Below are 24,723 nucleotides of genomic sequence, written 5' to 3' on the forward strand. Positions count from 1 at the left end.
GGTCTCCTGGTGCCGGCCCTGACGGCCGGGCCGGTGCTGGTCCTGGTGCTGGTGCTGGCGGTGTCGCCACATGAAAAAACCCCTCGCAGGGAGGGGTGGCCGCGCGATCGGTGGAGGATCAGCGCGGCTGGCCGAGAAGCAGGGCCGACGTGGTCATGGCCTCATCCTAGCGCCCCACGACGGAGCCGAGGAACTCCACCTGGGCCGCCACGGAGCGCTCGAAGGGCTCGCCGAGGTAGATGTCGAAGTGCCCCACGTCGAGGCGCTCCACGACCACCCGGCCCCGGGCCCGCTCGGCCACGCGCTCGACCGCCGCCGGGGGCGCGATGGTGTCGTCGGCGGCCACGAGCAGGAAGAGCGGCATCCGCAGCCGGCGGGCGCGCGCGACGGGCCGGTTGGTCGCGATCGGGAGGATCGCGCGCGCCGGCGTGTCGTTGCGGAAGCCGGGTCCGGCGATCGCGGCGTAGCCGTCGACGCCGTCGTGGGAGGTGATCGCGGCCAGTGACCCGGGCTCGCCCACGACCGCGATGCGGTGGTCGGGGCGGCCCAGCGCGTGGCCGGCCGCGTCGCGCAGGGCGTGACCGGTGAGGCGCAGCAGCTGGCGCGGGCCGGCGTAGCGCAGGATCTCGCGCACCGCCGCCAGCCCGTCCATGGCGGCGCCCTGGGAGACGACCGCCGCGATCCGGGGGTCGTCGGCGGCCACGGCGACGACGTGCCCACCGGAGTAGGAGCTGCCCCACAGCACCACCCGCTCGGGGTCGAGGCCGGGCAGGCCGCGCACGTGCGCCACGACCGCGGCGTAGTCCTCGCGGTGGCGACGGTGGTCCACCAGCGTGCGCGGCTCCCCCGCCGAGGCGCCGAAGCCGCGGTAGTCGAAGAGCACCACGTCGGCGCCGGCCGCGGCGAAGCGCTCGGCGAAGGGCAGCAGGCCCGAGTCGCGGGTGCAGCCGAAGCCGTGGGCCATGACGACGACCGGTCGCCCGGCCGGCCCGGCCCAGGCGTCGGTGGTGGCCGGGACGTGCCAGGCCGCGAGGGACGTGCCGTGGCTGGGGATCGTGAGGTCGTGGCGCACGTCTCGGACCCTAGGCCACCGACGGCCCCGGTGTGCCTACGATCACGCCATGACCGACCCCACCACGACCGACACCTCCTCCGACCGCCCGCGCACCGTCTCCGACATGTTCCGCCTCGACGGCAGGGTCGCCGTCGTGACCGGCGCCTCGAGCGGCCTCGGGGTCGCCTTCGCCCAGGCCCTGGCCCAGGCCGGCGCCGACGTCGTGCTCGGCGCCCGGCGGGTGGACCGCCTCGAGGAGACCGCCGCCCTGGTGCGCGCCGCGGGCCGCACGGCGCTGCCGGTGGCCACCGACGTGGCCGACCCCGCGTCGTGCGACCGGCTCGTGGCGTTGGCCGTGGAGGAGTTCGGCCACGTCGACGTCCTGGTCAACAACGCCGGGATCGGCACCGCCGTGCCCGCCACGCGCGAGACGCCCGAGCAGTTCCGCGGGGTCATCGACGTCAACCTCAACGGCTGCTACTGGATGGCACAGGCCTGCGGACGGGTGATGGGCCACGGCTCGTCGATCATCAACATCTCCTCGGTGCTCGGCCTCACCACCGCGGGTCTCCCCCAGGCCGCCTACGCCGCGTCCAAGGCCGGCCTCATCGGCCTCACGCGCGACCTGGCCCAGCAGTGGACCGGACGCAAGGGCATCCGGGTCAACGCCATCGCCCCGGGCTTCTTCGCCTCCGAGATGACCGAGCAGTACCCCGAGGGCTACCTCGAGTCGATGCAGCAGCGCATCCCGGCAGGACGCAAGGGCGACCCCGCCGAGCTGGCCGCCACGGTGGTCTGGCTGGCCTCGCCGGCCGGCGGCTACGTCACCGGCCAGACGCTCGCGGTCGACGGCGGCCTCACCATCACGTGAGCGCCCCGCGCCCGCCCGGTGCCGCTCCGGACGGGCGCGAGGAGCGCCGTCAGGCCCGGCGGAAGGCGACGACCACCGACGGGCGCGGGAAGTCGTCGGTGTGGGGCCAGGTGCTCTGCGGGGCCTCGAAGGTGGCCGTGTCGGCCTCGCCGGGGTGCTGCACGGCGAAGAACAGCGACCGGTTGCGGTCGGTCACCAGCGGCCCGCAGGCCTCCGCGCCGCGCGGCACGGTGACGAACTGCTCGACCTTGCCGCGGTCGGGTCCCGAGGTCGGCACGCGGAAGACGCCGTCGTTGGAGCCGAGCACGTTGCCGTCGGTGGAGATCCACAGCGAGCCGTCGTCGGAGAAGGTGACGTTGTCGGGGCAGCTGATCGGGCTGACCTGCGACTTGTCGAAGCCGGCGAAGTAGGTCTCCTGCGCCGCGGGGTCGCCGCAGACCAGCATGAGGTCCCAGGTGAAGGTCGTGCCCGCGTGGCCGCCCCTGCCCGGCGTCATCTCCAGCACGTAGCCGTTGCGGTTGCCCGAGGCCTGCGTCAGCGGGGCGCCGAGCGAGGCGCGGACCATCGAGGAGCCGACCGGGTTGGGCTCGTCGGTGGGCAGCGCGGCGGTGCCGCGGTTGGAGTTGTTGGTCAGCGCGGCGTAGACCTTGCCGTTGACCAGGTTGGGCTCGACGTCCTCGGGGCGGTCCATCCGGGTCGGGGCGACCTTGTCGGCGGCCAGGCGGGTGAAGAGCAGCACGTCGGCCACCGACATGCCCTCGACGAAGGACTCGGTGTCGCTGCACAGCGGGATCCACTCGCCCGTGCCGTCGGAGACGCCGTCCTCGGCGCCGTCGCCGGTGAGGCGCGCGACGTAGAGGGTGCCGGCGCTGAGCAGGCGCAGGTTGCGGCGCTTGGCCCGCTCGGAGCCCGCGTCGTCGAAGGTGCCGGCGGAGACGAACTTGTAGAGGTAGTCACCGCGCTCGTCGTCACCCATGTAGGCCACGGCGCGGCCGTCCTCGGCGATGACGACGTTGGCGCCCTCGTGCTTGAAGCGGCCCAGCATCGTGTGCTTGCGCGGGGCGCTGTCGGGGTCGAAGGGGTCGACCTCGACGATCCAGCCGAAGCGGTGCGGCTCGTGCGGCTCGGCGCTGAGGTCGAAGCGCGGGTCCACCGTGTTCCAGCCCTTGCCCTTGCCGCTGATGCCGTAGCGGGCGTACTGCGCGGTGTAGCGCTCGTCGAGGCCGTCGGGGGCGTCGAAGTACTGGTTGAAGTTCTCCTCCCCCGAGAGCACCGTGCCCCACGGCGTCGTGCCGCCGGCGCAGTTGTTGAGGGTGCCGAGCACCTTCGTGCCGGTCGGGTCGGCGCTGGTGCGCAGGCGCTCGTCGCCGGCGGCGGGCCCGTCGACGACGAAGGTGGTGTCGATGTGGAGGCGGCGGTTGTAGCGGGCCCGCCGCAGGTCGCTGACCGGCAGCCAGTCGCCGTCGACCTTGGCGCGCTTGATCTGCACCACCGACATGCCGTGGCTGGCCATGGCGATGGCCTTGACCTGGTCGGCGGTGTAGACGCCGGTCGGGAACATGAGGTTCTCGTCGGTGTACTCGTGGTTGACGACCAGGAGCGCCTGGTCGAAGTCGCGGGCCAGGTAGCCGTACTGCTGGCCGCCCTTGCCCTTGCCGCCCTTGCCGCCCTTGCCGCCCTTGCCGGGCAGCGGGAGCACGCCGACGTAGTCGCAGTTGTAGCCGAACTGGGTCTTGGCGGCCTCGGGGGTCTGGGCGTAGGCGTCGAAGCGCGGCGCGCCGGCCACGACCCGGTCGCCCCAGCTGATGACCACGGAGTGGTCGAAGCCGCGGGGCACGGTCACGGCGTCGCGCTTGTTGGGCCCGACCGGGGCGAACGCCGTGCGGGCCAGGTCGCCGCCCATCGGCTTGGCCGAGGGAGCGCCGGGGGCCGTGGGCGCCGCGGCCGCCGCGCCGCCGAGGGCGCCGGCGGTGAGGCCGCCGAGCACGAGCGCGCCGGAGGTGGTCGCCGCGCCCTTGAGCACGGAGCGGCGGGCGACGGCCTTGACGATCTCGTCCTGGACGTGGCCGTGGCCGGTCTGGTTGGGCTCGGGGTGGTCGCAGGCCAGGCCGCAGCGGAAGAAGCAGGTGGCGTAGCTGCGCGAGCCGTGGCGGGTGCCCGAGGGCACGGGCACGAGCGGCAGGCTGCGGCGCGCGGTCGGCGCGTCCGCGGCGGTGGGGCTGATCGGGCTGACCGGGGTGGTGGGGGTGGTCGTCATCGGGATGGGCTCTCCATGATCGATCGTCGTGGTGGCCCGCGGTGTCCGCGGGCGACGGCCGCACCCTAGGAAGGTCAGGTGGTGCGGGAGGGGGCCTGCAGGTGGGGTCGCGGTGACCTCTGGGTGAACGCAGGGTGCTCCCGGCGCGCGCTCGACGGGGGTCCGCCGGTCCAGCGTCGGTGCGCGTGGGTGAGGGCCGCGGTCTCGGCGTAGCCCAGCCGCCGCGCCACCTCGGCCACCGGCAGCCCGGCGCCCAGCAGCTCGGCGGCCAGCGGGGCCCGCACCTCCTCCAGCAGCTCGCGGTACGTCGTGCCCGCGGCTCCCAGCCGGCGCCTCAGCGTGCGCTCGCTGAGCCCGAGGGCCGAGGCGACCTCGGGCATCGGCGCTCCGGCCGCGAGGCGCTGGGTGATGAGCACGCGCACCTCCTGGGCCACTCCGGTGCGCTCGCGCCGGCGGGCCACGGCCTGCAGGCACAGCTGCTCGGCGAGCCGGTCGACCTGCGCGGCGGCGCGACCGGTGGGGCGCGGCAGCGGACGGTCGAGCTCGGCTGCGTCGACCTCGAGGCGGGCCCGGTCGGCGCCGAGGCTCAGCCGGGCGCCCACGCCCCCGGGCACCAGCGAGGCCAGGACGGTGTCGACGGCGGTGGCGTCGCGGGCGAGGAGGAACGCGCGCACGTCGGCCGGGAGCCCCGACCCGTCGAGGTCGACCACGAGCCGGCCGTCGACGAGCCCGGCGCGTGGGATCGCGAAGGCGTGGCTGAGGTCGACGTAGCGCAGCGCCACCTCGACCGCGTCACGCACGGTGCGGCTGGAGAGCAGGGCCAGCCCGAGCACCCCGAAGGTGCTCGCGTCGTAGGACGCCCCCACCTCGGCCCCCGACCCCGGGCGGTGGCGCTGGAGCGTGCGCACGACCCGCAGCTCCTGCGCGGCGGTCACCACGGCCCCCGGCGCCTCGAGGTGGTCCACCGCCAGGCCGGTGCCGGCCAGGGCGGCCTCGGGGGCCAGCCCGGCGCGCACGGCGTGCCGCACGAGCAGAGCGACCCCGAGGGCCGAGCGCGGGAAGTCCCAGTCGGCGGCCGCGGGGGCGGGCAGGTTGTCCGGAATCATCAAGCCGATCCTCCCCGACCGCTCCCCCGGCGGCAACCGGCGCCCTAGCGTCGGGGCATGGTCACCAGCACGCCCGCGCAGGGCCCCCGTGTCCCCCGTAGCCCCCGTGTCCCCCGTGTCGTCGTGGTCGGAGCCGGCTTCGGAGGCCTCGGCGTCGTGCGCGCCCTGCGCGAGCGGGGCCTCACCGACGTCACCGTGCTCGAGCGGGCCGAGGCCGCCGGCGGCGTCTGGCGCGACAACACCTACCCCGGGGCCGCCTGCGACGTGCCCTCGCCGCTCTACTCCTGGTCGTGGGCGGTGAAGACCGACTGGCGGCACCGCTACGGCACCCAGCCGGAGATCCTCGCCTACCTGCGCGAGACCGCGGCCCGGGAGGGGCTGCTCGACCACGTGGAGACCGGACGCACCGTGACCTCGCTGCGCTGGTCGGAGGAGGCACGGAGCTGGACCGTGGCGACGGCCGAGGGCGCGACGTACGAGGCCGACGTGGTGGTGACCGCCACCGGTCAGCTCTCCGAGCCGGTCGTGCCCGACCTGCCGGGCGCCGACTCCTTCGCGGGCCCGTCCTTCCACTCCGCGCAGTGGCGCCACGACGTCGACCTCACCGGCAAGCGCGTGGCCGTGGTCGGCACCGGCGCCAGCGCGATCCAGTTCGTGCCGGGCATCGTGGACCGGGTCGGCGCGCTGACGGTCTTCCAGCGCTCCGCGCCCTACGTCGTGCCCAAGCCCGACCAGGAGTGGGGCGAGCGGCACCACCGCGTCTTCGACCGGGTGCCGGCCCTGATGGGCGCCGAGCGGCGCTCGTGGTTCTGGCTCACCGAGCGGCTCAACGCCGCCCTCGTCGGGGAGTCGCCGCTGACGCCGGCCATCAACCGCGGCCTGCGGGCGGTCTGGCGGCTGCACCTGCGTCGCCAGGTGCGCGACGCCGCCCTGCGGGCCCGGCTCGTGCCGGACTACCCGATCGGGTGCAAGCGGCTGCTGTTCAGCAACGACTGGTACCCCGCGCTCGACCGCGACCACGTCGAGGTGGTCGACACCGCCGTGGCCGGCGTCGAGCCGACCGGCGTGCGCACCGCCGACGGCGTGCTCCACGAGGTCGACGTCGTGATCTGGGGCACCGGCTTCGCCGCGACCCGCTTCCTCGACGGCGTCGAGGTCGTGGGCCCGGGCGGCCGGACCCTCGCCGAGCAGTGGCGCGGTGGCGCGCGCGCCCACCTCGGCGTGGGCGTGGCGGGCTTCCCCAACCTGTTCTGCGTCTACGGGCCCAACACCAACCTGGGGGGCAGCTCGATCATCACCATGATGGAGGCGCAGGCCGGGTGGATCGCCCAGGTCGCCCGCGGCATCGCCGACGGCCGCGCCCGCGGGGTCGCCCCGCGCGCGGAGGTCTACGACGCCTACGACGAGGAGATGCAGACCCGGCTGGCGCGCAGCGCCTGGGCCGGCTGCTCGAGCTGGTACGTCGAGGGCGGCCGGATCAGCACCAACTGGCCCGGGCGGGTGCAGGAGTACCAGGAGCGCACCGCCCGCGTCGACTGGTCGCAGCTGGAGGACGTGTCGTGAGCGCGGCCGAGCCGGCCGGCGCCTACCCGCCCGAGCCGTGGGACCTCACCGGCACGGGCCGGCTCACCGCCTGGGCGGTGCCCGTCGGCGACCTGCCCGCACTGCCGGCGGGCGTGCGGCCGGTGGTGCTGCGCGGCCGCGCACTCGCGGCGACCGCCTTCGTGCGCTACGACGAGCGGGGCCTGATGGCCTACGACGAGCTGCTCGCCGCCGTGGTGGTGCGCCACGGCCGGGGGCTGGCGCTGTCGATCACCGACATCTGGGTCGACAGCGAGGTCTCGCGGGCCGGCGGCCGCGGCCTGTGGGGCATCCCCAAGGAGCTGGCCAGCTTCTCCTCCCCCGCGCCCGACCGGATCGGCGCACGCACCGACGACGGGCCGCTGGCCTCGGTCGAGACCGCGCCCCGGCGGCTGCCGGGCCTGCGACTGCCGCTGCCCCTGCGCTCCCACGTGGTGCAGACCCGCGACGGTGCCACCGTGGCCAGCCCGATCCGGGCCACCGGGCGGGTGCGCCCCGCCCGGGCCCGGTGGACCGTCGAGCCCGAGGGTGCGCTGGCCTGGCTGCGCGGCGCCTCGCCGGTCACCAGCGCGGTGGCCGAGGACTTCGCGATGCGCTTCGGCGCCGCTCCCGTCCCCAGGCGCTGACCGCTCCCGAGCCCGCTCAGCCGTGCAGCGGGCGCGGCAGGCTGCGACCGGCGACGCGGTTCTCGGCGTCGATCATCCAGGCCAGCTGCTCGAGGCGCTCGATGACGGTGTGGAGGATGTCGGCGGTGGTGGGGTCCTCCGCGTCGACCTCGTCGTGGATGCGGCGCGCGGTGCCGGTGGTGGCGTAGATCGCGCCGGTGATGAGGTCGACGGTGTCGGCGGTGTTGACCTCGCCCGCGGGGAACTGCGGCAGGCTCGTCTGGGCGGCGACCGTCGCCGAGCGCCCGTCGGGGGTGATGTAGATGGCGCGCATGCGCTCGGCGACGGTGTCGGAGAACTCGCGGGCGGCGTCGACGACCTCGTCGAGGGCCAGGTGCAGGTCGCGGAAGTTCAGGCCGACGACGTTCCAGTGGGCCTGCTTGCCCTGCACGTGCAGGTCGATGAGGTCGACGCTCATCTGCTGCAGGTGGGCCGCCAGTCGCTCGGAGGCGGTGAAGGGCGGGCGGGCGACGTGGGTGGTCTCGCTGTGCAGGACGTCGGTCATGGGTGGTTCCTCTCCTCGGTGGTGTCCCCACTCAAGCAGGTTCTCTGGAACGGTTCCAGAAAGGTGAGGCTGACCTAAACGGCCGGCCGGTCGTCGGGGGGCTGCGGTCGCTGGCGCCCCAGCTCACCGCCGATGCGCCCGTAGTAGGGCCGTCCGTGGTCGGCGTGCTCCTCGCGGTAGTAGGCCAGGTGGTGCGGCCCGAGGTCGACACGGGCGCCGCTGCGCAGCACCGACCCGAGCACACGCGCGCCATGGACCCGCACGTCGCCCTCGACCGCGCGCACGACGTACTCGTCCTCCTCGTCGTGCTCGACCCGGGCGTGCAGCGGCGCCAGGCCGCGCAGCACGACGTCGCAGGTGGGGTCGGAGCCGATGGTGACGCCGTCGCCGAGCCAGAAGATCGGCTGCCGCTCCCCTCCCCAGACGTCCTCGCGCACCAGCACCAGGCGCGCCGATCCGCCGCGGGCCGGGTCGTGGGTGCCCGTCACCCGCCGGCGCGAGCGCCGGGCGAAGGTCGGGGCGATCGGCCACATCGTGGTCGGCGGCAGCAGGGAGGCGCTCGGCAGCACCGCCGGGGCCCGCCGGGCGCGGGCGCGGGCCGAGGTCACCGCGCCGCGGAGGCTGCCGAGACGGATCCGGGCCGAGCCGGTGGCCCGCCGCTGCCACCACGGCGCCCTGACCGCGCCGAGGCACACCAGGAGCCGACCGTCGTGCACCACGCGGACGACGACGCCGCTCGCGGCGAGCGACTCCGCGAAGGCGCGCACGGCCGGGGCGTCGGCGGAGCCCGCGAAGGCGGCCGGGTCGCTGACCTCCAGCGTCAGCCGGCTGTCGTGGCCCCGCAGGTGCAGCACGACGTCGCCCTCGCCGCCGGGGTCACCCGCGCCGCGCTGCAGCCTGACCTCGAGGTCGGCCGCGACCCTCACCGCCACCGCTCAGCGCTCCCCGGTGGCGGAGGCGGGCGAGACGGCGGCGTCGGTCGTGGTGATGGTGAGGGTGCCGTGGACCTTCCACGTCGCGCGGGGGGCGTTGGAGCCGGTGTCGCGCGGCACCTCGACGGCCATGTCCTCGAAGCGGTAGTGGATGGCCGCCTGCCGACCGGTGAGGAAGTCCCACATGCTGCGCCCGAGGTCGGTCCAGTCGACGACCTCGCCGGGCTCGCCGTCGAGCGACTGGCTGCTGACGGATCGGGGCCCGTCGGGGTGGATGGTGGTCATGACGCCTCCTGAGGGAAGAACCTCAACACGGTGTCGAGGTATATCTCCACAGAGTGATCCACTTCACCCGGGTCGACAAGGCGTCACCTCGCGCAGTCACCCACGAGGGGGAGAAATGACGAACGAGGCGGACCCCGGTGGGATCCGCCTCGTTCGTGTCGGTGGAGCTGAGGGGACTCGAACCCCTGACCCTCTGCATGCCATGCAGATGCGCTACCAGCTGCGCCACAGCCCCGCCGTCTCGAGCCGGGTTCCCCCGCCTCGGCGACGTCCGGAATACTAGCCACACGTCTTCCCGGATGTGAAATCCGGGTGTCGCCCGCGCGTCGCGCGGGCGCGGTGGTCGACGTGTCAGGCGCCCTGACCTGCGGCGACGCGGTTGTAGGCGTCGAGCGCAAGGCCACCGGCCGGGTGCTCCACGACCTCGACCCAGCCGCAGTTGCCCAGCCCCCGCAGCGTGCGGAACTGCCCCGCGGGCCACCCGAGCACCGCGCCGACGGCGACGCGAGCGGCGGCCCCGTGGGTCACGGCCACCCCGCACTCCCCCGGCGCCAGGGAGGCCAGCAGGTCGCCGAGCGCGGCGCGCATGCGCTCCCCCACCTCGTGGGTCGGCTCGGCGCCCGGGGCGGCGTCGTAGTGCCCGAGCCGGAACAGCGCGAACTCCTCGGCGTCGGCCGCGGCGTACTCGTCGTGGGTCAGGCCCTGGCGCTCGCCGAGGTGGAACTCGCGCAGCCGCTCGTCGTAGGACGGCTCGAGACCGGTCGCGGCGGCGACGTAGGACGCCGTCTGGCGCGCGCGGAGCAGGTCGGAGCTCCACAGCAGGCTCGGACGCAGCCGGGCGACCTCGGGAGCGGCCGCACGGGCCTCCTGGTGGCCCACCTCGTCGAGCTCGACGTCGACGTGGCCCTGCACCCGGCGCGCGTGGTTCCACGCGGTGCGCCCATGGCGCAGCAGCACCAGCCGCCGCGGGGCGGCAGCGCTCAACGCTGGGGGGAGGTGACGTCGGCCGGCAGCGCGATCGCGGGGCAGTCGCGCCAGAGCCGCTCGAGGGCGTAGAAGCCGCGCTCCTCCTCGTGCTGCACGTGCACGACGACCTCGCCGTAGTCGATGAGGACCCAGCGGCCGTCGCGCTCGCCCTCGCGGCGGATCGGCTTGGCGCCGATCTCGCGCAGGGCGTCCTCGACCGCGTCGACGATGGCCTTGACCTGCCGGTCGTTGGTGGCCGAGGCGATGACGAAGGCGTCGGTGATGGCCAGCTGCTCGCTGACGTCGAAGGCGACGATCTTCTGGGCGAGCTTGTCGGAGGCGGCGCGCGCGGCGGCGTGCACGAGCTCGAGGGCGTGGTCGGTGGCGGTCATGGGGCTCCGGACAGGTCGTGGGTGAGGTCGGGCTCGGGGTGGTCGGCGGTGCGCCGCGGGGTCTGCTGGGGGTAGAGGTCGTGCTTGGCGACGTACTGCACGACCCCGTCGGGCACGAGGTACCAGACCGGCTCGCCCCGCCGCTTGCGGTCGCGGCAGTCGCTGGAGGAGATCGCCAGGGCGGGGATCTCCACCATCGTCACGCGGTCGGCCGGGATGGCGGCCAGCGTCTGGGCGTCCATCTCGTAGCCCGGCCGCGTGCACCCGACGAACTGCGCCAGGGAGAAGAGCTCCTCGGCGTCGCGCCAGGTGAAGATGTCGGCCAGCGCGTCGGCGCCGGTGATGAAGTAGAGGTCGGCGTCGGGGTGGCTGGCGCGCAGGTCGCGCAGCGTGTCGATCGTGTACGTCGGCCCGTCGCGGTCGATGTCGACGCGGCTGACGTTGAAGCGCGGGTTGGCCGCCGTGGCGATGACCGTCATCAGGTAGCGGTCCTCGGCCGGCGAGACGTCGCGGTCGGACTTCTGCCACGGGTCGCCGGTGGGCACGAAGAGGACCTCGTCGAGGTCGAACCAGGCCTGGACCTCTGAGGCCGCCACGAGGTGCCCGTGGTGGATCGGGTCGAACGTGCCGCCCATGACGCCGACGCGGCGGCGCCGTCCGCCGGGGCCGACGGTCATCGGGACAGCCTCATGCTGCTCAGCTGTGCTCGCGCCCGGCGCCGAAGGCCGCCAGCGCGAAGGCGAGACCCAGCAGGATGCCGAGGGTCAGCACGCCGATGCCCCAGGAGAGCAGGTGGTTGATCTCGTGCTCCTCCTCGGAGGCGACGAGGACGAGGTTCTGCACGAGCTGAGCGGCGGTCATGCCCCACAGCCTACCGGTCGGGCTCCGGGCTCAGCGCACGTGGCCGTCACCGGTGACGACGTACTTGGTCGAGGTCATCTCCGGCAGCCCCATGGGCCCGCGTGCGTGGAGCTTCTGGGTGCTGATGCCGATCTCGGCGCCGAAGCCGAGCTCCCCGCCGTCGGTGAAGCGGGTGGAGGCGTTGACGAGCACGGCCGCGGAGTCGACGGCGGCCACGAAGCGGCGCGCCGCACCCTGGTCCTCGGTGACGATGGCCTCGCTGTGGCCGCTGGAGAAGCGGCGCACGTGGTCGACCGCCTCCTCCACCGAGGCGACCACGGCCGCGGAGATGTCGAGGGAGAGGTACTCCGCGGCGTGGTCCTCGTCAGTGGCGGGCACGACGCCGTCGAGGCGGGCCACCACCGGGTCGCCGTGCACCGTGACCCCGGCGTCCTGCAGGGCGCGCACGACCCGCGGCAGGAAGGTGTCGACCAGCGAGGCGTGCACCAGCAGCGACTCGGCGGCGTTGCAGACGCTGGGCCGGTGGGTCTTGGCGTTGAGCACGATCGCGAGGGCCTTGTCGAGGTCGGCCGCGGCGTCGACGTAGACGTGGCAGTTGCCGACGCCGGTCTCGATCACCGGCACGGTCGAGCCCTCCACCACGGCGGCGATCAGACCGGCCCCACCGCGCGGGATGAGCACGTCGACGTGGCCGCGGGCCCGCATCAGGGCCGTGACCGAGCCGCGGGTCTCCCCCGGCACCTGCTGGACGACGTCGGGGTCGATCTCGCCGTCGCCGGCGCGGGCGACCGCGTCGCGCAGCACGTCGACGAGCGCGGCGTTGCTGGCCCGGGCGCTCGAGCTGCCCCGCAGCAGCACGGCGTTGCCCGACTTCAGGCAGATGCCCGCGGCGTCGGCGGTGACGTTGGGGCGCGCCTCGTAGATCATGCCGACGACCCCGAACGGCACCCGGAGCTGGCGCAGCTCGAGCCCGTTGGCGAGCGTGCCGCCCCGCACCACCTCCCCCACCGGGTCGGGCAGCGCGGCCACGTCGCGCAGGCCCTGGGCCATGCCCGCGACCCGCTCCGGGGTGAGCCGCAGCCGGTCGACGATGCCCGCCGGCGTGCCGGCGGCCTCGGCGCGAGCCACGTCGGTGGCGTTGGCCGCCAGGACCTCCGTGGCGCGCGCGAGCAGGTCGTCGGCCATCGCGTGCAGCACGGCGTCCTTGCGGGCCCGGGTGGCCAGGGCCAGCGGGTGGCTCGCGGCGCGCGCCCGCCGCGCCACCTCGTGGACCTGCTCGACCGTCCGCTCGTCCGCCCCGCCGACCCCGTCGACCTCGTGACCCGTGCTCATGGCGCGAGGCTAGTGCGCGGAGCGTGCCGGCGCCCGTCGCGACCGGTCGCTCTCGCGGGCCGGACGCACGCCAGGGGCGGCCCCCGGGTGGGGGCCGCCCCTGGCGGTGTCGTGCGGGCCCGCTGACGCGGGTCGGGCTCAGCCCTTGCGCTGGTTGATCTCCTCGGTCGCGGCGGGGAGCACCGCGTGCAGGTCGCCCACGACGCCGAAGTCGACGAGCTCGAAGATCGGCGCCTCCTCGTCCTTGTTGACCGCCACGATGGTCTTGGAGGTCTGCATGCCGGCGCGGTGCTGGATCGCGCCGGAGATGCCGTTGGCGACGTAGAGCTGCGGCGAGACCGTCTTGCCGGTCTGTCCCACCTGGAAGCTGTGGGGCATCCATCCGGAGTCGACCGCGGCGCGCGAGGCGCCCACGGCCGCGCCGAGAGCGTCGGCCAGGCCCTCGATGGGGGCGAAGTCGCCGCCGGTGCCACGACCACCGGAGACCACGATCGCGGCCTCGGTCAGCTCGGGGCGACCGGTGGCCTGGCGCGGCTGGGCGGCGACGATCTGCGCCTTCTTGGCCGCGTCGGAGACGGTGGCGGCGAACTGCTCGACCTCACCGGCGCCCGCGGTCTCCTCGGGGGTGGCGGAGTTGGGCTTGACCGTGATGATCGGGGTGCCCTTGGTGACCTTCGCCTTGACGGTGTAGTTGCCGGCGAAGACGCTCTGCGTGGTCACGCCGCCGTCCTCGACGTCGACGGCGTCGGTGATCAGCCCGGAGCCGGTCTTGATGGCCAGGCGACCGGCCACCTCCTTGCCCTCGTAGCCCGAGACCAGCAGCACCGCGGCGGGCGAGGTCTTCTCGACCAGCTGCTGAAGCGCCTCGGCCTTGGGAGCCACCAGGTAGCCCTTGATCTCGGCGTCGTCGACGACGTAGATCTTGTCGGCACCGAAGGCCTTGAGCTTCTCGGCGGCCGCGGCGGAGGCGTCGGCTCCGCCGAAGAACACCGCGGAGGGCGAGCCGAGGCGCTTGGCCAGCGCGATCAGCTCGAAGGTCGGCTTGCGGATAGCGCCGTCGACGTGGTCGACGACGACCAGGACCTCAGTCATGGGTGTGTGCTCCTCGTCCTCAGATGAACTTCTTGGAGGCGAGGAAGCCCGTGAGCGCCGTGGCGCCCGAGCCCTCCTCGTCGGTCACGATCTCGCCGGCGGTGCGCGGCGGGCGGGCCGTGGTGTCCTCGACCTCGCTCCAGGCGACCGACAGGCCGACCTCGCCGGCGTCGACGCCGATGTCGGACAGCGACCAGGTCTCCATCGGCTTCTTCTTCGCCGCCATGATCCCCTTGAAGGAGGGGTAGCGGGCCTCGCCGGTCTGGTCGGTGACCGACAGCACGAGGGGGAAGGTGGCCCCGATGACCTCGGTGGCGGTGTCGGAGTCGCGCTTGACCCGGATCTGGTCGCCCTGGGTCTCGATGACCGAGGCGAAGGTCACCTGGGGCAGGTCGAGACGCTCGGCGAGCATCGCCGGGATCACGCTGCCCGAGGCGTCGGTCGAGGCCATGCCGCACATGACCAGGTCGACGGCCTGCTCCGAGCCGGCCTTCTCGATGGCCTTGGCCAGCACCAGCGAGGTGGCGATGTAGTCGGAGCCGGCGATGGCCTCGTCGGTGACGTGGATGCCCTTGTCGGCACCCATCTGCAGCGCCTTGCGCACGGCGTCGACGGCCTTGTCGGGGCCGACGCAGAGAGCGGTGACGGTGGTGTCGTCGCCGGCCTTCTCCTTGAGCTGCAGCGCCTGCTCGACGGCGTACTCGTCGAGCTCGCTGAGCAGCCCGTCGACGCCCACGCGGTCCACGGTGTTGTCCGACTCGAACTGCCGGTCGGCAGTGGCGTCGGGCACGTACTTCACACAGACAATGATGTTCATGGCAGATGGCCTGGACGGCCCCTCCTGTGCACTCGATGTGACCTCGAGGTTACCGCCGAGTCACTTCCGGCGGTACACGCCTCACTGGTTGGCTATCTCACATGCCTGACAGCGTCGCTGTCAGGGTCCTGCGTCGCTCTGCGGCCCTGCTCAGGGACGGATGACGCGCTCGAGGACGCGGCCCACCACGAGGTAGGCGACCGCCCCGAGGCCCCAGTTGACCAGGGCGTTCTTGGTGCCGGCGTTCTGTCCGTCGAACTTCATGATGCCGTCCTCGCGGGAGAAGACCCCGAGGTCGACGGCGTCGGCGGTCTCCTTCACGAAGGACACCAGTCCGTTGTCGGGGTTGGCGTCGACCGCGATGAGCAGCGCACCGACCGCCAGGGCGAGGGCGCAGAGCACGAAGACCGCCCACACCACCTGGGCCAGGCGCAGTCGGACGGCGGCGACGGCGGCGCCACGGTCGCGCCGCGGCGCGCGCGCCGGGCTCTCGGCCGCGGTCGTCTCCTCCTGCGTCGCGGTCTCGCCCCGCTTGCCCCGTCGGTTGCCCAGTCGGTCGGCCAGTCGTGCCACGGGTGACTCCTTCGTCGGTCGGATCCTCGGGGAAGGATGGCACACCGGCCCCGAGGGGGTCAGGTGGTCTCAGCGGGCTCAGCGCCCCTCGAAGACCGCCTTGCCCGGGCCCTGCTCCACGAAGGAGGTCATGCCGATCTCGCGGTCGCGGGTGGCGAAGAGCGCCGCGAACTGCTGGCGCTCGATCTCCAGGCCGGTCTCGAGGTCGGTCTCCAGGCCGCGGTCCACGCACTCCTTGGCCGCGCGCACGGCGTACGCCGCTGCCGTGCTGAACTGGCGCGCCCAGGCCACGGCCTCCTCGTAGACCGACGCGGCGGGGTAGAGCCGGTCGACCAGGCCGATGGCCAGCGCCTCCTCGGCCCTCACGAAGCGTCCGGTGAAGATGATGTCCTTGGCGCGGCTCGGGCCGACCAGGCGGCTGAGCCGCTGGGTGCCGCCGGCGCCGGGGATGATGCCCAGCAGCACCTCGGGCTGGCCGAGCACGGCGTCGTCGGCGGCGAAGCGGACGTCGGCGGCCAGGGCCAGCTCGCAGCCCCCGCCGAGGGCGTAGCCGGTGACGGCGGCGACGACGGGCTTGGGGATGCGGGCCACCGCGGTGACCGCCGACTGCAGGGGGCCCGACCGCTTGACCATGTCGACGTGCGACATGTCGGCCATCTCCTTGACGTCGTTGCCGGCGGCGAAGACGCGCTCGCCGCCGTAGACGACGACGGCGCGCACGTCGTCGCGGTCGGTGGCCTCGGCGGCCGCGGCGCGGATCTCCTCCTGCACCTGCACGCTGATGGCGTTCATCTTCGGCCGGTCGAGCCGGATGGTGCCGACGCCGTCGGCGACCTCCAGCCGCACGAGCTCACCCATCGTCGTCCTCTTTCCCTGTCGTCGTCCTGCGGTCGTCCTGCGGTCGGTGCTGCGGTCGGTGCTGGGCCCGGGTTTGGGCGGTAGTCCTCCGGCATGCTGCCACCATCGGCGATGATGCATGCCGTGACACCGACCAAGTGGACCCACCTCGGCCAGACCTCGCCGGTCTGGCCCGGCCGCAACTGGCCCCTCGGCGCGACCTGGAGCCAGGAGTCGACCAACTTCGCGGTCTACGCCCCGGCGGCGACCGAGGCGTGGGTCTGCATCTTCGAGGACGGCCCCGAGGGCCCCGACGGACCCGGGCCCGACGTGGAGACCCGCTACCCGCTCACCGAGCGGTCGCTGGGCATCTTCCACGGCGCCCTGCCCGCCCTGCCGCGCGGCACCCGCTACGGCTACCGCGTCGACGGCCCGTGGGACCCCGAGCGCGGCATGCGGTTCAACCCCGCCAAGCTCCTGCTCGACCCCTACGGCCTGGCGGTCTCGGGCGACTACACCCCCGATGCCGCGACCTTCGGCTACGTCCGCGGCGCACCGTCGGAGCAGGACCACGAGGACTCCGCGCCCCACGTGCCGCGCAGCGTCGTGGTCGACACCTCCTTCGACTGGGAGGGCGACACGCCCATGCGGCGCCGCTGGCGCGACACGGTGATCTACGAGGCCCACGTCAAGGGCATGACGCAGCTGCACCCCCGGGTCCCCGAGTGGCTGCGCGGCACCTACGCCGGCCTGGCCAACCCCGCGGTCATCGACTACCTCAAGGACCTCGGGGTCACGGCCGTCGAGCTGCTGCCCATCCACGAGTTCGTCTCCGAGCCCGGCCTGACCGAGCGCGGCGCGTCGAACTACTGGGGCTACAACTCCATCGGCTACTTCGCCCCCCACCACGCCTACGCCGCCACGGGCGATCGCGGCGAGCAGGTGGTGGAGTTCAAGAAGATGGTCAAGGCCTTCCACCAGGCCGGCCTGGAGGTCATCCTCGACGTCGTCTACAACCACACCGCCGAGGCGGGGCCGCTCGGCCCCACGCTGTCCTTCCGCGGCCTCGACGACCGCGGCTTCTACAAGCGGGTCAAGCCCACCGTGGACGACAAGACCGGGGCGTCGACCTTCGTCGACACCTACTGGGACGTCACCGGCTGCGGCAACACGGTCAACACCGACGACCCGCAGGCGCTGCGGCTCATCCTCGACTCGCTGCGCTACTGGGTCACCGAGATGCACGTCGACGGCTTCCGCTTCGACCTGATGTCGGCGCTGACCCGCACCGGCTACGACATCGACATGCGCTGCGCGCTGCTCACCGCCATCGGCCAGGACCCGATCCTGCGCCACGTGAAGCTCATCGCCGAGGCGTGGGACGCCTCGATGGACGGCTACCTCGTGGGCCGGATGCCCCCGCCGTGGGTGGAGTGGAACGACCAGTACCGCGACACCATCCGTGACTTCTGGCGGGGACAGTCATCGGGCATCCACCGGGTCGCGACCCGGCTCGCCGGCTCCTCCGACCTCTACGCCGACGACGGCCGCTCGGCCTACAACTCGGTCAACTTCGTCACCGCCCACGACGGCTTCACGATGCGCGACGTCGTGTCCTACGACCACAAGCACAACGAGGCCAACGGCGAGGACAACCGCGACGGCACCGACAACAACCGCTCCTGGAACCACGGCGTCGAGGGCGACACCGACGACGCCGAGGTGCTCGAGCTGCGCCGGCGTCAGGCCGCCAACATGATGGCCACGCTCTGCCTGTCCAACGGCGTCCCGATGATCACCGCCGGCGACGAGCGCGGGCGCACCCAGCGCGGCAACAACAACGCCTACTGCCAGGACAACGAGCTGTCGTGGATCGACTGGTCCGACGACGACGCCTGGCTCGACGTCCTGCGCGTCACGAAGGCCGCGCTCCGGCTGCGTCGCGACCACGCCGCGCTGCGCCAGCGGCACTGGTTCGAGGGGCGACCCACCATCCGCGGCGGTCCGAAGGACCTCGCGTGGATCCACCCGACGGGCCGGGAGATGACCGACGCCGACTGGCACGACCACGGTCTGAAGACGGTCGCCCTCTTCCTGTCGGGCGCGCCGCTGCGCTCCCCCGGCCCGCGCGGGCAGCAGCAATTCGACAGCTCGTTCATGATCTGGCTCAACTCCAGCTCGCGACCGAGCCGCATCGAGCTGCCGGTCAACGACTGGGTGCGCGCGGGGGAGGTCGTGGTGAGCACCGACGTCGAGCTGCCGGTCGGCACCGCCGTCAAGGCCGGCGACGGGTTGGTGCTGGGCAGCCGCTCGGTGCTGGTGCTCCAGCAGACCGAGTAGCCGCCGCGGCCCGGACGCACCCGGAGGTCAGGGCAGGGCCACCACGCCCAGCTCGGCGACCGAGGCCAGCAGCGGGTGCCGCGGCACGACCCGCGCGGTGTAGCCGAAGGGCCCCGAGTGGTCGAGCACGACCTCGCCGTCGAAGCGGTGGCGGCCCCCCTCGTAGGTCTCGCCGACGGCGAGGTCGACGGCGACGGTGTCGACCAGCTCGTCCTCGCCGGTGGCGCGGCCGTGCACCAGCTGCACGGTGACGTCGTCGGGCGCCAGGTCGCCGAGGGCCACGAAGGCGCGCACGCTCAGCACCGCGCCCACCTCGGGGGCGTCGCCGACCCCGCTGGACTCCACGTGCTCGACGCGCACGCCCGGCCACGCCGCGCGGACCCGCGCCTTCCAGGTCGCGAGCTCCCGGGCCCCCGACTCCTCGGCGCCCAGCGCCCGCGAGGTGGCCGCGGCCGGGGCGTAGAGGGTGCGCACGTAGTCGCGCACCATGCGCGTCGCGAGCACCTTCGGCCCCAGCGACTTCAGCGTGTGGCGCAGCATCTCGACCCACCGGGTCGGCACGCCGGCGGCGTCGACGTCGTAGAAGCGGGGCGCGACCTCGTTCTCCAGCAGCGTGTAGAGCGCGTCGGCCTCGAGGTCGTCGCGGCGCTCGGTGTCCTCCACGCCGTCGGCCGACGGGATGGCCCAGCCGTTCTCCCCGTCGTACCACTCGTCCCACCACCCGTCGAGGACGGAGAGGTTGAGCCCGCCGTTGAGCGCGGCCTTCATCCCCGAGGTGCCGCAGGCCTCGTAGGGCCGCAGGGGGTTGTTGAGCCAGACGTCGCAGCCGGGGTACAGCGGCTGGGCCATGGCGATGTCGTAGTCGGGCAGGAAGACGATGCGGTGCCGCACCGCGGGGTCGTCGGCGAAGCGCACCAGCTCCTGGATCAGCCGCTTGCCGCCGTCGTCGGCGGGGTGCGACTTGCCCGCGATCACCAGCTGCACCGGGCGGTCGGGGTCGAGCAGGAGCCGCGTGAGGCGGGCCGGGTCGCGCAACATCAGCGTGAGTCGCTTGTACGACGGCACCCTGCGGGCGAAGCCCACCGTGAGCACGTCGGGGTCCAGCGCGGAGTCCACCCAGCCGAGCTCGGCGCGCGAGGCGCCCCGGTGCTCCCAGGAGGCGACCAGTCGCCGGCGCGCCTCGTGCACCAGCCGCTCGCGCAGCTGCCGCTTGACCGCCCACATCCGCTCCGCCGGCACGGTGTCGACCGCCGCCCAGAAGGCCTCGGTGTCGTCGCCGTCGGGGTCGGCGCCCTCGCCGGCCGCCAGCTCGAGGATCTCCCGGGCCACCCAGGTCGGGGCGTGCACGCCGTTGGTGATCGACCCGATCGGCACCTCCGCCTCGTCGAAGGCCGGCCACAGGCCGTGGAACATGCCGCGGCTGACCTCGCCGTGCAGCAGCGAGACGCCGTTGGCGCGCTGGGCCAGGCGGAAGCCCATGACGGCCATGTTGAAGACGCCGGCGTCGCCGCCGGGGTAGTCCTCGGCGCCCAGGGCGAGCACGCGCTCCACCGGCACCCCGGGGGTCGGACCGGCGTCGGAGAAGTACTGCTCGACCAGGGTGCGCGAGAAGCGGTCGATGCCGGCCGGCACCGGCGTGTGGGTGGTGAAGACCGTGGAGGCGCGGCCGATCTCGAGCGCGGTGTCGAAGTCCAGCCCCGGTCCGGCGGGGTCGGCGGTGAGCTCGCGGATGCGCTCCAGGCCCAGGAAGCCGGCGTGGCCCTCGTTGGTGTGGAAGACCTCGGGAGCGGGGTGGCCGGTGATGCGGGCGAAGGCGCGCAGGGCGCGCACACCGCCGACGCCCAGCAGCAGCTCCTGGCGCAGGCGGTGCTCGCTGGTGCCGCCGTAGAGGCGGTCGGTGACGTCGACGTAGTGCTCGGGGTTGCCCTCGACGTCGGTGTCGAGCATGAGGAGCGGCACCCGTCCGACCGAGGCCACCCAGATCCGGGCGAGCAGCTCGGGTCCGTCGGGCATGGCCAGGCTGATGAGCGCGCGCTCCCCCGAGGGCTCGCGCAGCAGGGAGATCGGCAGCTCGTCGGGATCGAGCACCGGGTAGGTCTCCTGCTGCCACCCCTCGCGCGACAGCGCCTGGGTGAAGTACCCGTGGCGGTAGAGCAGGCCGACGCCCACCACCGGCACACCGAGGTCGCTGGCGGCCTTGAGGTGGTCGCCGGCCAGGATGCCGAGGCCCCCGGAGTACTGCGGCAGCACCGAGGTGATCCCGAACTCCGGGGAGAAGTAGGCGACCGCGCGCGGACCCTCCAGCGAGCCGCTCGCGGTGGCCCGCTGGTACCACCGCTGCGAGCCGAGGTAGGCCGCGAGGTCGGCACGGGCCTCCTCCAGTCGGGCCAGGAAGGCCTCGTCGCGGGCCAGCGCGTCGAGGCGGGCCCGCGAGACCGCACCGAGCAGGCGGACCGGGTCGCGACCGCTGGACTCCCACAGGGCGGGGTCGACGGCGGCGAACACGTCCTGCGTCGGCGGGTGCCAGCACCAGCGCAGGTTGCCCGCGAGCTCGCCGAGCGCAGCGAGGGACTCGGGCAGCACGGGACGGACGGTGAACCGGCGGATGGCGCGCATCCCGGCAAGGTAGCGGCTGGACTTGATCGTTCCAAGAGGCGCCGCCGAGGTGGGACCGCCCGGCGGCGCCGTGTCACGTTCGTGTTTCGTGGCGTGCCCGCGCATAACGTCGGGCCCGCACCCGCCGTTGTGCTGGCCATGACACCTCCCGCCAGGCGCCGTCGCACCACGGCCGCCCTCGCCCTGCTGACCGCGGCCGTGCTGCCCGGTCTCACGCAGCTGCCGGCCGTGGCCGGCACCTCCCCGGTCGCGGCCACGGCCGACGCCGCCCTCCACCCCGACGACGTGGTCACCCTCGGCGACCCGGTCGCCGGGCTCGCCGACCTCGACGTGCGCGACGCGGTCGCGCCCCTGGCCTCGCAGCGCGCCGCCGTCGCCGCGCTCGGCGACGTGGACCTGCGGTGGAACGCCTCCGGCACGCCCTCCTCGATCCTGCCCGCCGACGGCGTCCTCGGCCCCGACACCGGCACCCCCGTGCAGACCGCCCGCGCCTGGCTGGCCGACCACGCGGGCCTCTTCGGGCTGCGCCCCGCCGACCTGGCCGGCCTGGTGCTGGTCAACGACCAGGCGATGCCCGACACCGCGGCCCGCGCCGTGCTCCTGCGCCAGGACTTCGGCGGGCTGGCCCCCGCCCGGGGCGGCCTGGTCACCGTCGGCGTCGCCGCCGACGGCACCGTCGCCTACGTCTCCTCCTCCCTCGCGCGCACCACCGCCGCGCCCCCGGCGGCCTCGCTCAGCCCGCTCGAGGGCTGGGTGGCCGCCACCCGCGACGTGCGCCCCACCTTCGACACCGGACTCGTCGACGACGTCGTCGACTCCGTCTCCGGCGGCTGGACCCGGCTGCAGGTGCCGGGCTTCGCCCAGGAGCAGCAGGTGCGCCTGCGTGCCCTCCCGATGCCCGACGGCTCCGTGCGCCCCGTCCTCGAGGCCAACGTCGTCGACACCGAGGCGGGCGACGCCTTCGCCTACACCTCCCTGGTCGACGCCGTCACCGGCGACGTCCTCGTGCGGCAGAACCAGGTCGAGAACGCGATGTACGACGACGTCTTCACCGGCTCCGTCACCGCCACCGCGTGCGGGCCGATGCACACCTTCGAGCTCGGCGACGACCTGACCCGCTCCATCAACGCCGTCGGCATCGCCGCGCCGGTCGACGACCTCACCGTCAAGCTCTTCGGCCCCGACGGCGACCTGCTGCTCGCCCAGGACCTGCTGACCAGCCCCGAGGTGCTCACCTACACCGCCGAGGAGATCCCGGCCGGGGTCTACTCGGTGCAGGTGTGCCCCTTCGACGCGTCCTCGGTGGTCGTCGGGCAGTACGCCCTGACCGTCTCGACCAGCGACGAGGGCGCTCCCGAGACCGGCACCGGCCTGCCCGACCCGCGCTGGCGCTACTTCACCGCCAACCCCGCCAACCCCGCCATGACCAGCCTCGGCGAGGCCACACCGACCAACTCCGTCATCGGCTGCTGGGTCCAGGGCGCCGGCTGCACCACGCCGACCGGCCCCTTCCGCAACCCCGCCGCGGTCGGGCCGTGGGACACCGTCGGCGGCACCGTGCCGACGCTGACCACGGTGGGCAACAACGCCAACACCCACGAGGCCTGGGGCAGCCCGCTGACCCCGGGCGGCTTCTTCCAGGCACCGGTCTCCCCCACCCGTGACTACACCACCGAGTTCACCGACGCCTGGAACAACTCCCGGTGCGATCCCGCCCAGCTCGTGCCGGGCGGCAACGACATCGACGCCTCGGTGGGCAACCTGTTCGTCTCGCACAACCGCATGCACGACTACTCCTACTACCTCGGCTTCACCGAGGAGAACTACAACCTCCAGCTCGACAACCACGGGCGCGGCGGCGTCGGCGGCGACCAGGAGATCGGCAACGCCCAGGCCGGAGCCCTCACGGGCGCGACGTACCTCACCGGCCTCGGGCGCGACAACGCCAACCAGATCGCCCTGCAGGACGGCATCCCCGGCATCACCAACCAGTACCTCTTCCAGCCCATCGCCGGGGCCTTCTACGCCCCCTGCACCGACGGCGGGCTCGACATGGGCATCGTCGGCCACGAGTACACCCACGCCATCAGCAACCGGATGGTCGCCGGGCCCGACGAGGGCCTGACCTCCGAGCAGGGCGGCGCGATGGGTGAGTCGTGGAGCGACCTGGTGGCCGCGGAGTACCAGTTCAGCCACGGCTACGACAACGGCGGCAACATCTGGGCCGTCGGCGTCTACGCCACCGGCAACACGTCGGTGGCCATCCGCGACTACTCCATCGACGAGAACCCGCTGAACTACTCCGACTACGGCTTCGACACCACCGGCGCGGAGGTCCACGCCGACGGGGAGATCTGGAACGGCACCCAGTGGTCGGTGCGCCAGGCGCTCGTGCGCAAGTGGGACGACCGCTTCCCCTACGCCGACGAGCGGCTCCAGCTGCGCTGCGCCCAGGGTGACCAGACCGTCTCGCCGCTGCCGGCCAACCTGTGCCCGGGCAACCGCCGCTGGGTCCAGCTGATGTTCGACTCCTTCCTGCTCCAGCAGGGCGCCACCTCGATGCTCGACGCCCGCGACGCCATGCTGGCCGCCGACCGGATGCGCTTCGAGGGCAAGGACCAGGCCGTCATGTGGAAGGCCTTCGCCCAGCGCGGCATGGGCAAGGGCGCCTCGGTGCCCGACGCCGACTCCGAGGCCACCGTGCCCAGCTTCGCCTCCCCCCGCCAGCGCAACGGCGCCGTGCGCTTCACCGGTGCGGCTCCCGACACCGAGGTCTACGTCGGCCACTACGAGGCCCGCGCCACCCCGGTGGCCGACCTGTCCCGGTCGACCCGACGGCTGCGGGACACCGCCGCCTTCGTGCCGGGCCGCTACGAGATGCTCGCGGTCTCGGAGAAGCAGGGCTTCCGCCGCTTCACCATGACGGTGCGCCCCGGTGCCCAGACCGTGCGGATCGGCGGGGCCACCAACCTCGCCGCGAAGGCGTCCGGCGCCACGGTCCTCGCCGCCACCGAGGGCTCGCGCAACGCCGCCTTCCTCATCGACGGCACCGAGGCCACCAACTGGGGCGGCGTGACCACGCAGAACGTCGACGTCTCCCGCCCCTCGGTGTCGGTGGACCTCGCCGGCGGCCGGCACACGATCCGCCGGGTCCAGGTCAGCGCCCTGCTGACCCCCGCCCCGGCCGACCCCGAGGCGCTGCCGCTGGCCGTCGACGAGGACCCCGACTCCGGCTCCCGCTTCACCGCGCTGCGGAAGTTCGCGATCGAGGTGTGCACCTCGGGCTGCTCGGGCCCGCGGGCCACCTGGAAGCGGGTCTTCGTGTCGCAGGCCGACGCCTTCCCGGGCAGGCGCCCCCGCCCGGTGGCGCCCGACCAGACCATGCGCAGCTTCCGCATCGGCGCTGTCCAGGCCTCGGCCGTGCGCCTGGTGACCCTGGAGAACCAGTGCACCGGCTTCGCCGGCTACGCCGGTGAGTCCGACGCCGACCCGCTCAACGACACCGACTGCGCCACGGCCTCCGACCGCGGCACGATCGTTCACGCCGCGGAGCTGCAGGTCTTCACCCGCTGAGTCGCGCGGGCCCGGGCCCGCCGCCGTACGTCGACACCCCTGCGGTCACCCGCAGGGGTGTCGACGCG

21 protein-coding genes and 1 tRNA gene are annotated in these 24,723 nt (G+C 73.8%); 5 read left to right on the top strand and 17 right to left on the bottom strand.

Annotated elements, in window-relative coordinates; genetic code table 11:
- Positions 1 to 166 precede the first annotated feature (166 nt).
- Positions 167 to 1,072 (bottom strand): alpha/beta hydrolase, encoded by a 906-nt coding sequence (locus tag M3673_RS10100; RefSeq protein WP_251533397.1) that lies wholly within the window; start codon positions 1,070 to 1,072, stop codon positions 167 to 169.
- Positions 1,073 to 1,121: 49 nt separating this feature from the next.
- On the opposite strand from M3673_RS10100, the gene M3673_RS10105 reads away from it, so the two are divergent.
- Positions 1,122 to 1,925, top strand: coding sequence for an SDR family NAD(P)-dependent oxidoreductase (locus M3673_RS10105; protein WP_251533399.1), 804 nt, complete (start codon positions 1,122 to 1,124; stop codon positions 1,923 to 1,925).
- A gap of 49 nt (positions 1,926 to 1,974) precedes the next feature.
- Here the strand turns inward: M3673_RS10105 and M3673_RS10110 are convergent, their stop codons facing one another.
- Together M3673_RS10110 and M3673_RS10115 are read right to left on the bottom strand one after the other, a co-directional pair.
- Positions 1,975 to 4,182: a PhoX family phosphatase gene (locus M3673_RS10110; protein ID WP_251533401.1), complete on the bottom strand. Its 2,208-nt coding sequence runs from the start codon at positions 4,180 to 4,182 to the stop codon at positions 1,975 to 1,977.
- A gap of 74 nt (positions 4,183 to 4,256) precedes the next feature.
- On the bottom strand, positions 4,257 to 5,288 hold the full coding sequence (locus M3673_RS10115; protein WP_251533403.1) for an AraC family transcriptional regulator: 1,032 nt from the start codon (positions 5,286 to 5,288) through the stop codon (positions 4,257 to 4,259).
- A gap of 57 nt (positions 5,289 to 5,345) precedes the next feature.
- Here M3673_RS10115 and M3673_RS10120 point away from each other — a divergent pair, with 57 nt between their 5' ends.
- Both M3673_RS10120 and M3673_RS10125 read left to right on the top strand, forming a co-directional pair.
- A complete protein-coding gene (locus M3673_RS10120; protein ID WP_251533405.1) occupies positions 5,346 to 6,851 on the top strand; it encodes an NAD(P)/FAD-dependent oxidoreductase in 1,506 nt (501 codons plus the stop codon).
- Entirely contained in the window at positions 6,848 to 7,495 is a 648-nt protein-coding gene (locus M3673_RS10125; protein ID WP_251533407.1) for an acetoacetate decarboxylase family protein, read from the top strand. The genes M3673_RS10120 and M3673_RS10125 overlap by 4 nt, the downstream gene beginning before the upstream one ends.
- A gap of 16 nt (positions 7,496 to 7,511) precedes the next feature.
- Here M3673_RS10125 and M3673_RS10130 read toward each other — a convergent pair whose 3' ends face one another.
- The 13 genes from M3673_RS10130 to M3673_RS10190 all read right to left on the bottom strand — a co-directional run bounded on the left by M3673_RS10130 (position 7,512) and on the right by M3673_RS10190 (position 16,147).
- A complete protein-coding gene (locus tag M3673_RS10130; RefSeq protein WP_056864174.1) occupies positions 7,512 to 8,039 on the bottom strand; it encodes a Dps family protein in 528 nt (175 codons plus the stop codon).
- A gap of 74 nt (positions 8,040 to 8,113) precedes the next feature.
- On the bottom strand, positions 8,114 to 8,965 hold the full coding sequence (locus M3673_RS10135) for an FHA domain-containing protein (RefSeq protein ID WP_251533409.1): 852 nt from the start codon (positions 8,963 to 8,965) through the stop codon (positions 8,114 to 8,116).
- 9 nt (positions 8,966 to 8,974) lie between these two features.
- Positions 8,975 to 9,256 (bottom strand): hypothetical protein, encoded by a 282-nt coding sequence (locus tag M3673_RS10140; RefSeq protein ID WP_251533413.1) that lies wholly within the window; start codon positions 9,254 to 9,256, stop codon positions 8,975 to 8,977.
- A gap of 162 nt (positions 9,257 to 9,418) precedes the next feature.
- Positions 9,419 to 9,491 (bottom strand) — tRNA-Ala (locus M3673_RS10145).
- Positions 9,492 to 9,607: 116 nt separating this feature from the next.
- Positions 9,608 to 10,240, bottom strand: coding sequence for a histidine phosphatase family protein (locus M3673_RS10150; RefSeq protein WP_251533415.1), 633 nt, complete (start codon positions 10,238 to 10,240; stop codon positions 9,608 to 9,610).
- Positions 10,237 to 10,614 (bottom strand): ribosome silencing factor, encoded by a 378-nt coding sequence (gene rsfS / locus M3673_RS10155; protein ID WP_251533420.1) that lies wholly within the window; start codon positions 10,612 to 10,614, stop codon positions 10,237 to 10,239. Before rsfS ends, M3673_RS10150 begins: the two co-directional genes overlap by 4 nt.
- Entirely contained in the window at positions 10,611 to 11,291 is a 681-nt protein-coding gene (nadD, locus tag M3673_RS10160) for a nicotinate-nucleotide adenylyltransferase (RefSeq protein WP_285839318.1), read from the bottom strand. Before nadD ends, rsfS begins: the two co-directional genes overlap by 4 nt.
- 19 nt (positions 11,292 to 11,310) lie before the next feature.
- Entirely contained in the window at positions 11,311 to 11,475 is a 165-nt protein-coding gene (locus tag M3673_RS10165) for a hypothetical protein (RefSeq protein ID WP_156697867.1), read from the bottom strand.
- A 30-nt stretch (positions 11,476 to 11,505) separates the two neighbouring features.
- Positions 11,506 to 12,807: a glutamate-5-semialdehyde dehydrogenase gene (locus tag M3673_RS10170; RefSeq protein ID WP_251533427.1), complete on the bottom strand. Its 1,302-nt coding sequence runs from the start codon at positions 12,805 to 12,807 to the stop codon at positions 11,506 to 11,508.
- 138 nt (positions 12,808 to 12,945) lie between these two features.
- Positions 12,946 to 13,899, bottom strand: coding sequence for an electron transfer flavoprotein subunit alpha/FixB family protein (locus M3673_RS10175; protein ID WP_056864168.1), 954 nt, complete (start codon positions 13,897 to 13,899; stop codon positions 12,946 to 12,948).
- A gap of 19 nt (positions 13,900 to 13,918) precedes the next feature.
- On the bottom strand, positions 13,919 to 14,716 hold the full coding sequence (locus M3673_RS10180; protein ID WP_056864167.1) for an electron transfer flavoprotein subunit beta/FixA family protein: 798 nt from the start codon (positions 14,714 to 14,716) through the stop codon (positions 13,919 to 13,921).
- A gap of 150 nt (positions 14,717 to 14,866) precedes the next feature.
- The gene (locus M3673_RS10185) at positions 14,867 to 15,289 is read right to left on the bottom strand and encodes a hypothetical protein (RefSeq protein ID WP_251533430.1); all 423 of its coding nucleotides are present in this window, start codon (positions 15,287 to 15,289) and stop codon (positions 14,867 to 14,869) included.
- 78 nt (positions 15,290 to 15,367) lie between these two features.
- A complete protein-coding gene (locus M3673_RS10190) occupies positions 15,368 to 16,147 on the bottom strand; it encodes an enoyl-CoA hydratase/isomerase family protein (RefSeq protein WP_193661072.1) in 780 nt (259 codons plus the stop codon).
- A gap of 123 nt (positions 16,148 to 16,270) precedes the next feature.
- On the opposite strand from M3673_RS10190, the gene glgX reads away from it, so the two are divergent.
- Positions 16,271 to 18,466, top strand: coding sequence for a glycogen debranching protein GlgX (gene glgX, locus M3673_RS10195; RefSeq protein ID WP_251533437.1), 2,196 nt, complete (start codon positions 16,271 to 16,273; stop codon positions 18,464 to 18,466).
- 27 nt (positions 18,467 to 18,493) lie between these two features.
- Here glgX and glgP read toward each other — a convergent pair whose 3' ends face one another.
- Positions 18,494 to 21,082, bottom strand: coding sequence for an alpha-glucan family phosphorylase (gene glgP / locus M3673_RS10200; protein ID WP_251533438.1), 2,589 nt, complete (start codon positions 21,080 to 21,082; stop codon positions 18,494 to 18,496).
- 138 nt (positions 21,083 to 21,220) lie between these two features.
- Between glgP and M3673_RS10205 the strand changes: the two genes are divergently transcribed.
- Entirely contained in the window at positions 21,221 to 24,655 is a 3,435-nt protein-coding gene (locus M3673_RS10205) for a M36 family metallopeptidase (protein WP_251533439.1), read from the top strand.
- Positions 24,656 to 24,723: the final 68 nt, after the last annotated feature.

It is taken from the genome of Nocardioides sp. P86 (assembly GCF_023712465.1).
GTDB lineage: Bacteria > Actinomycetota > Actinomycetes > Propionibacteriales > Nocardioidaceae > Nocardioides > Nocardioides kribbensis.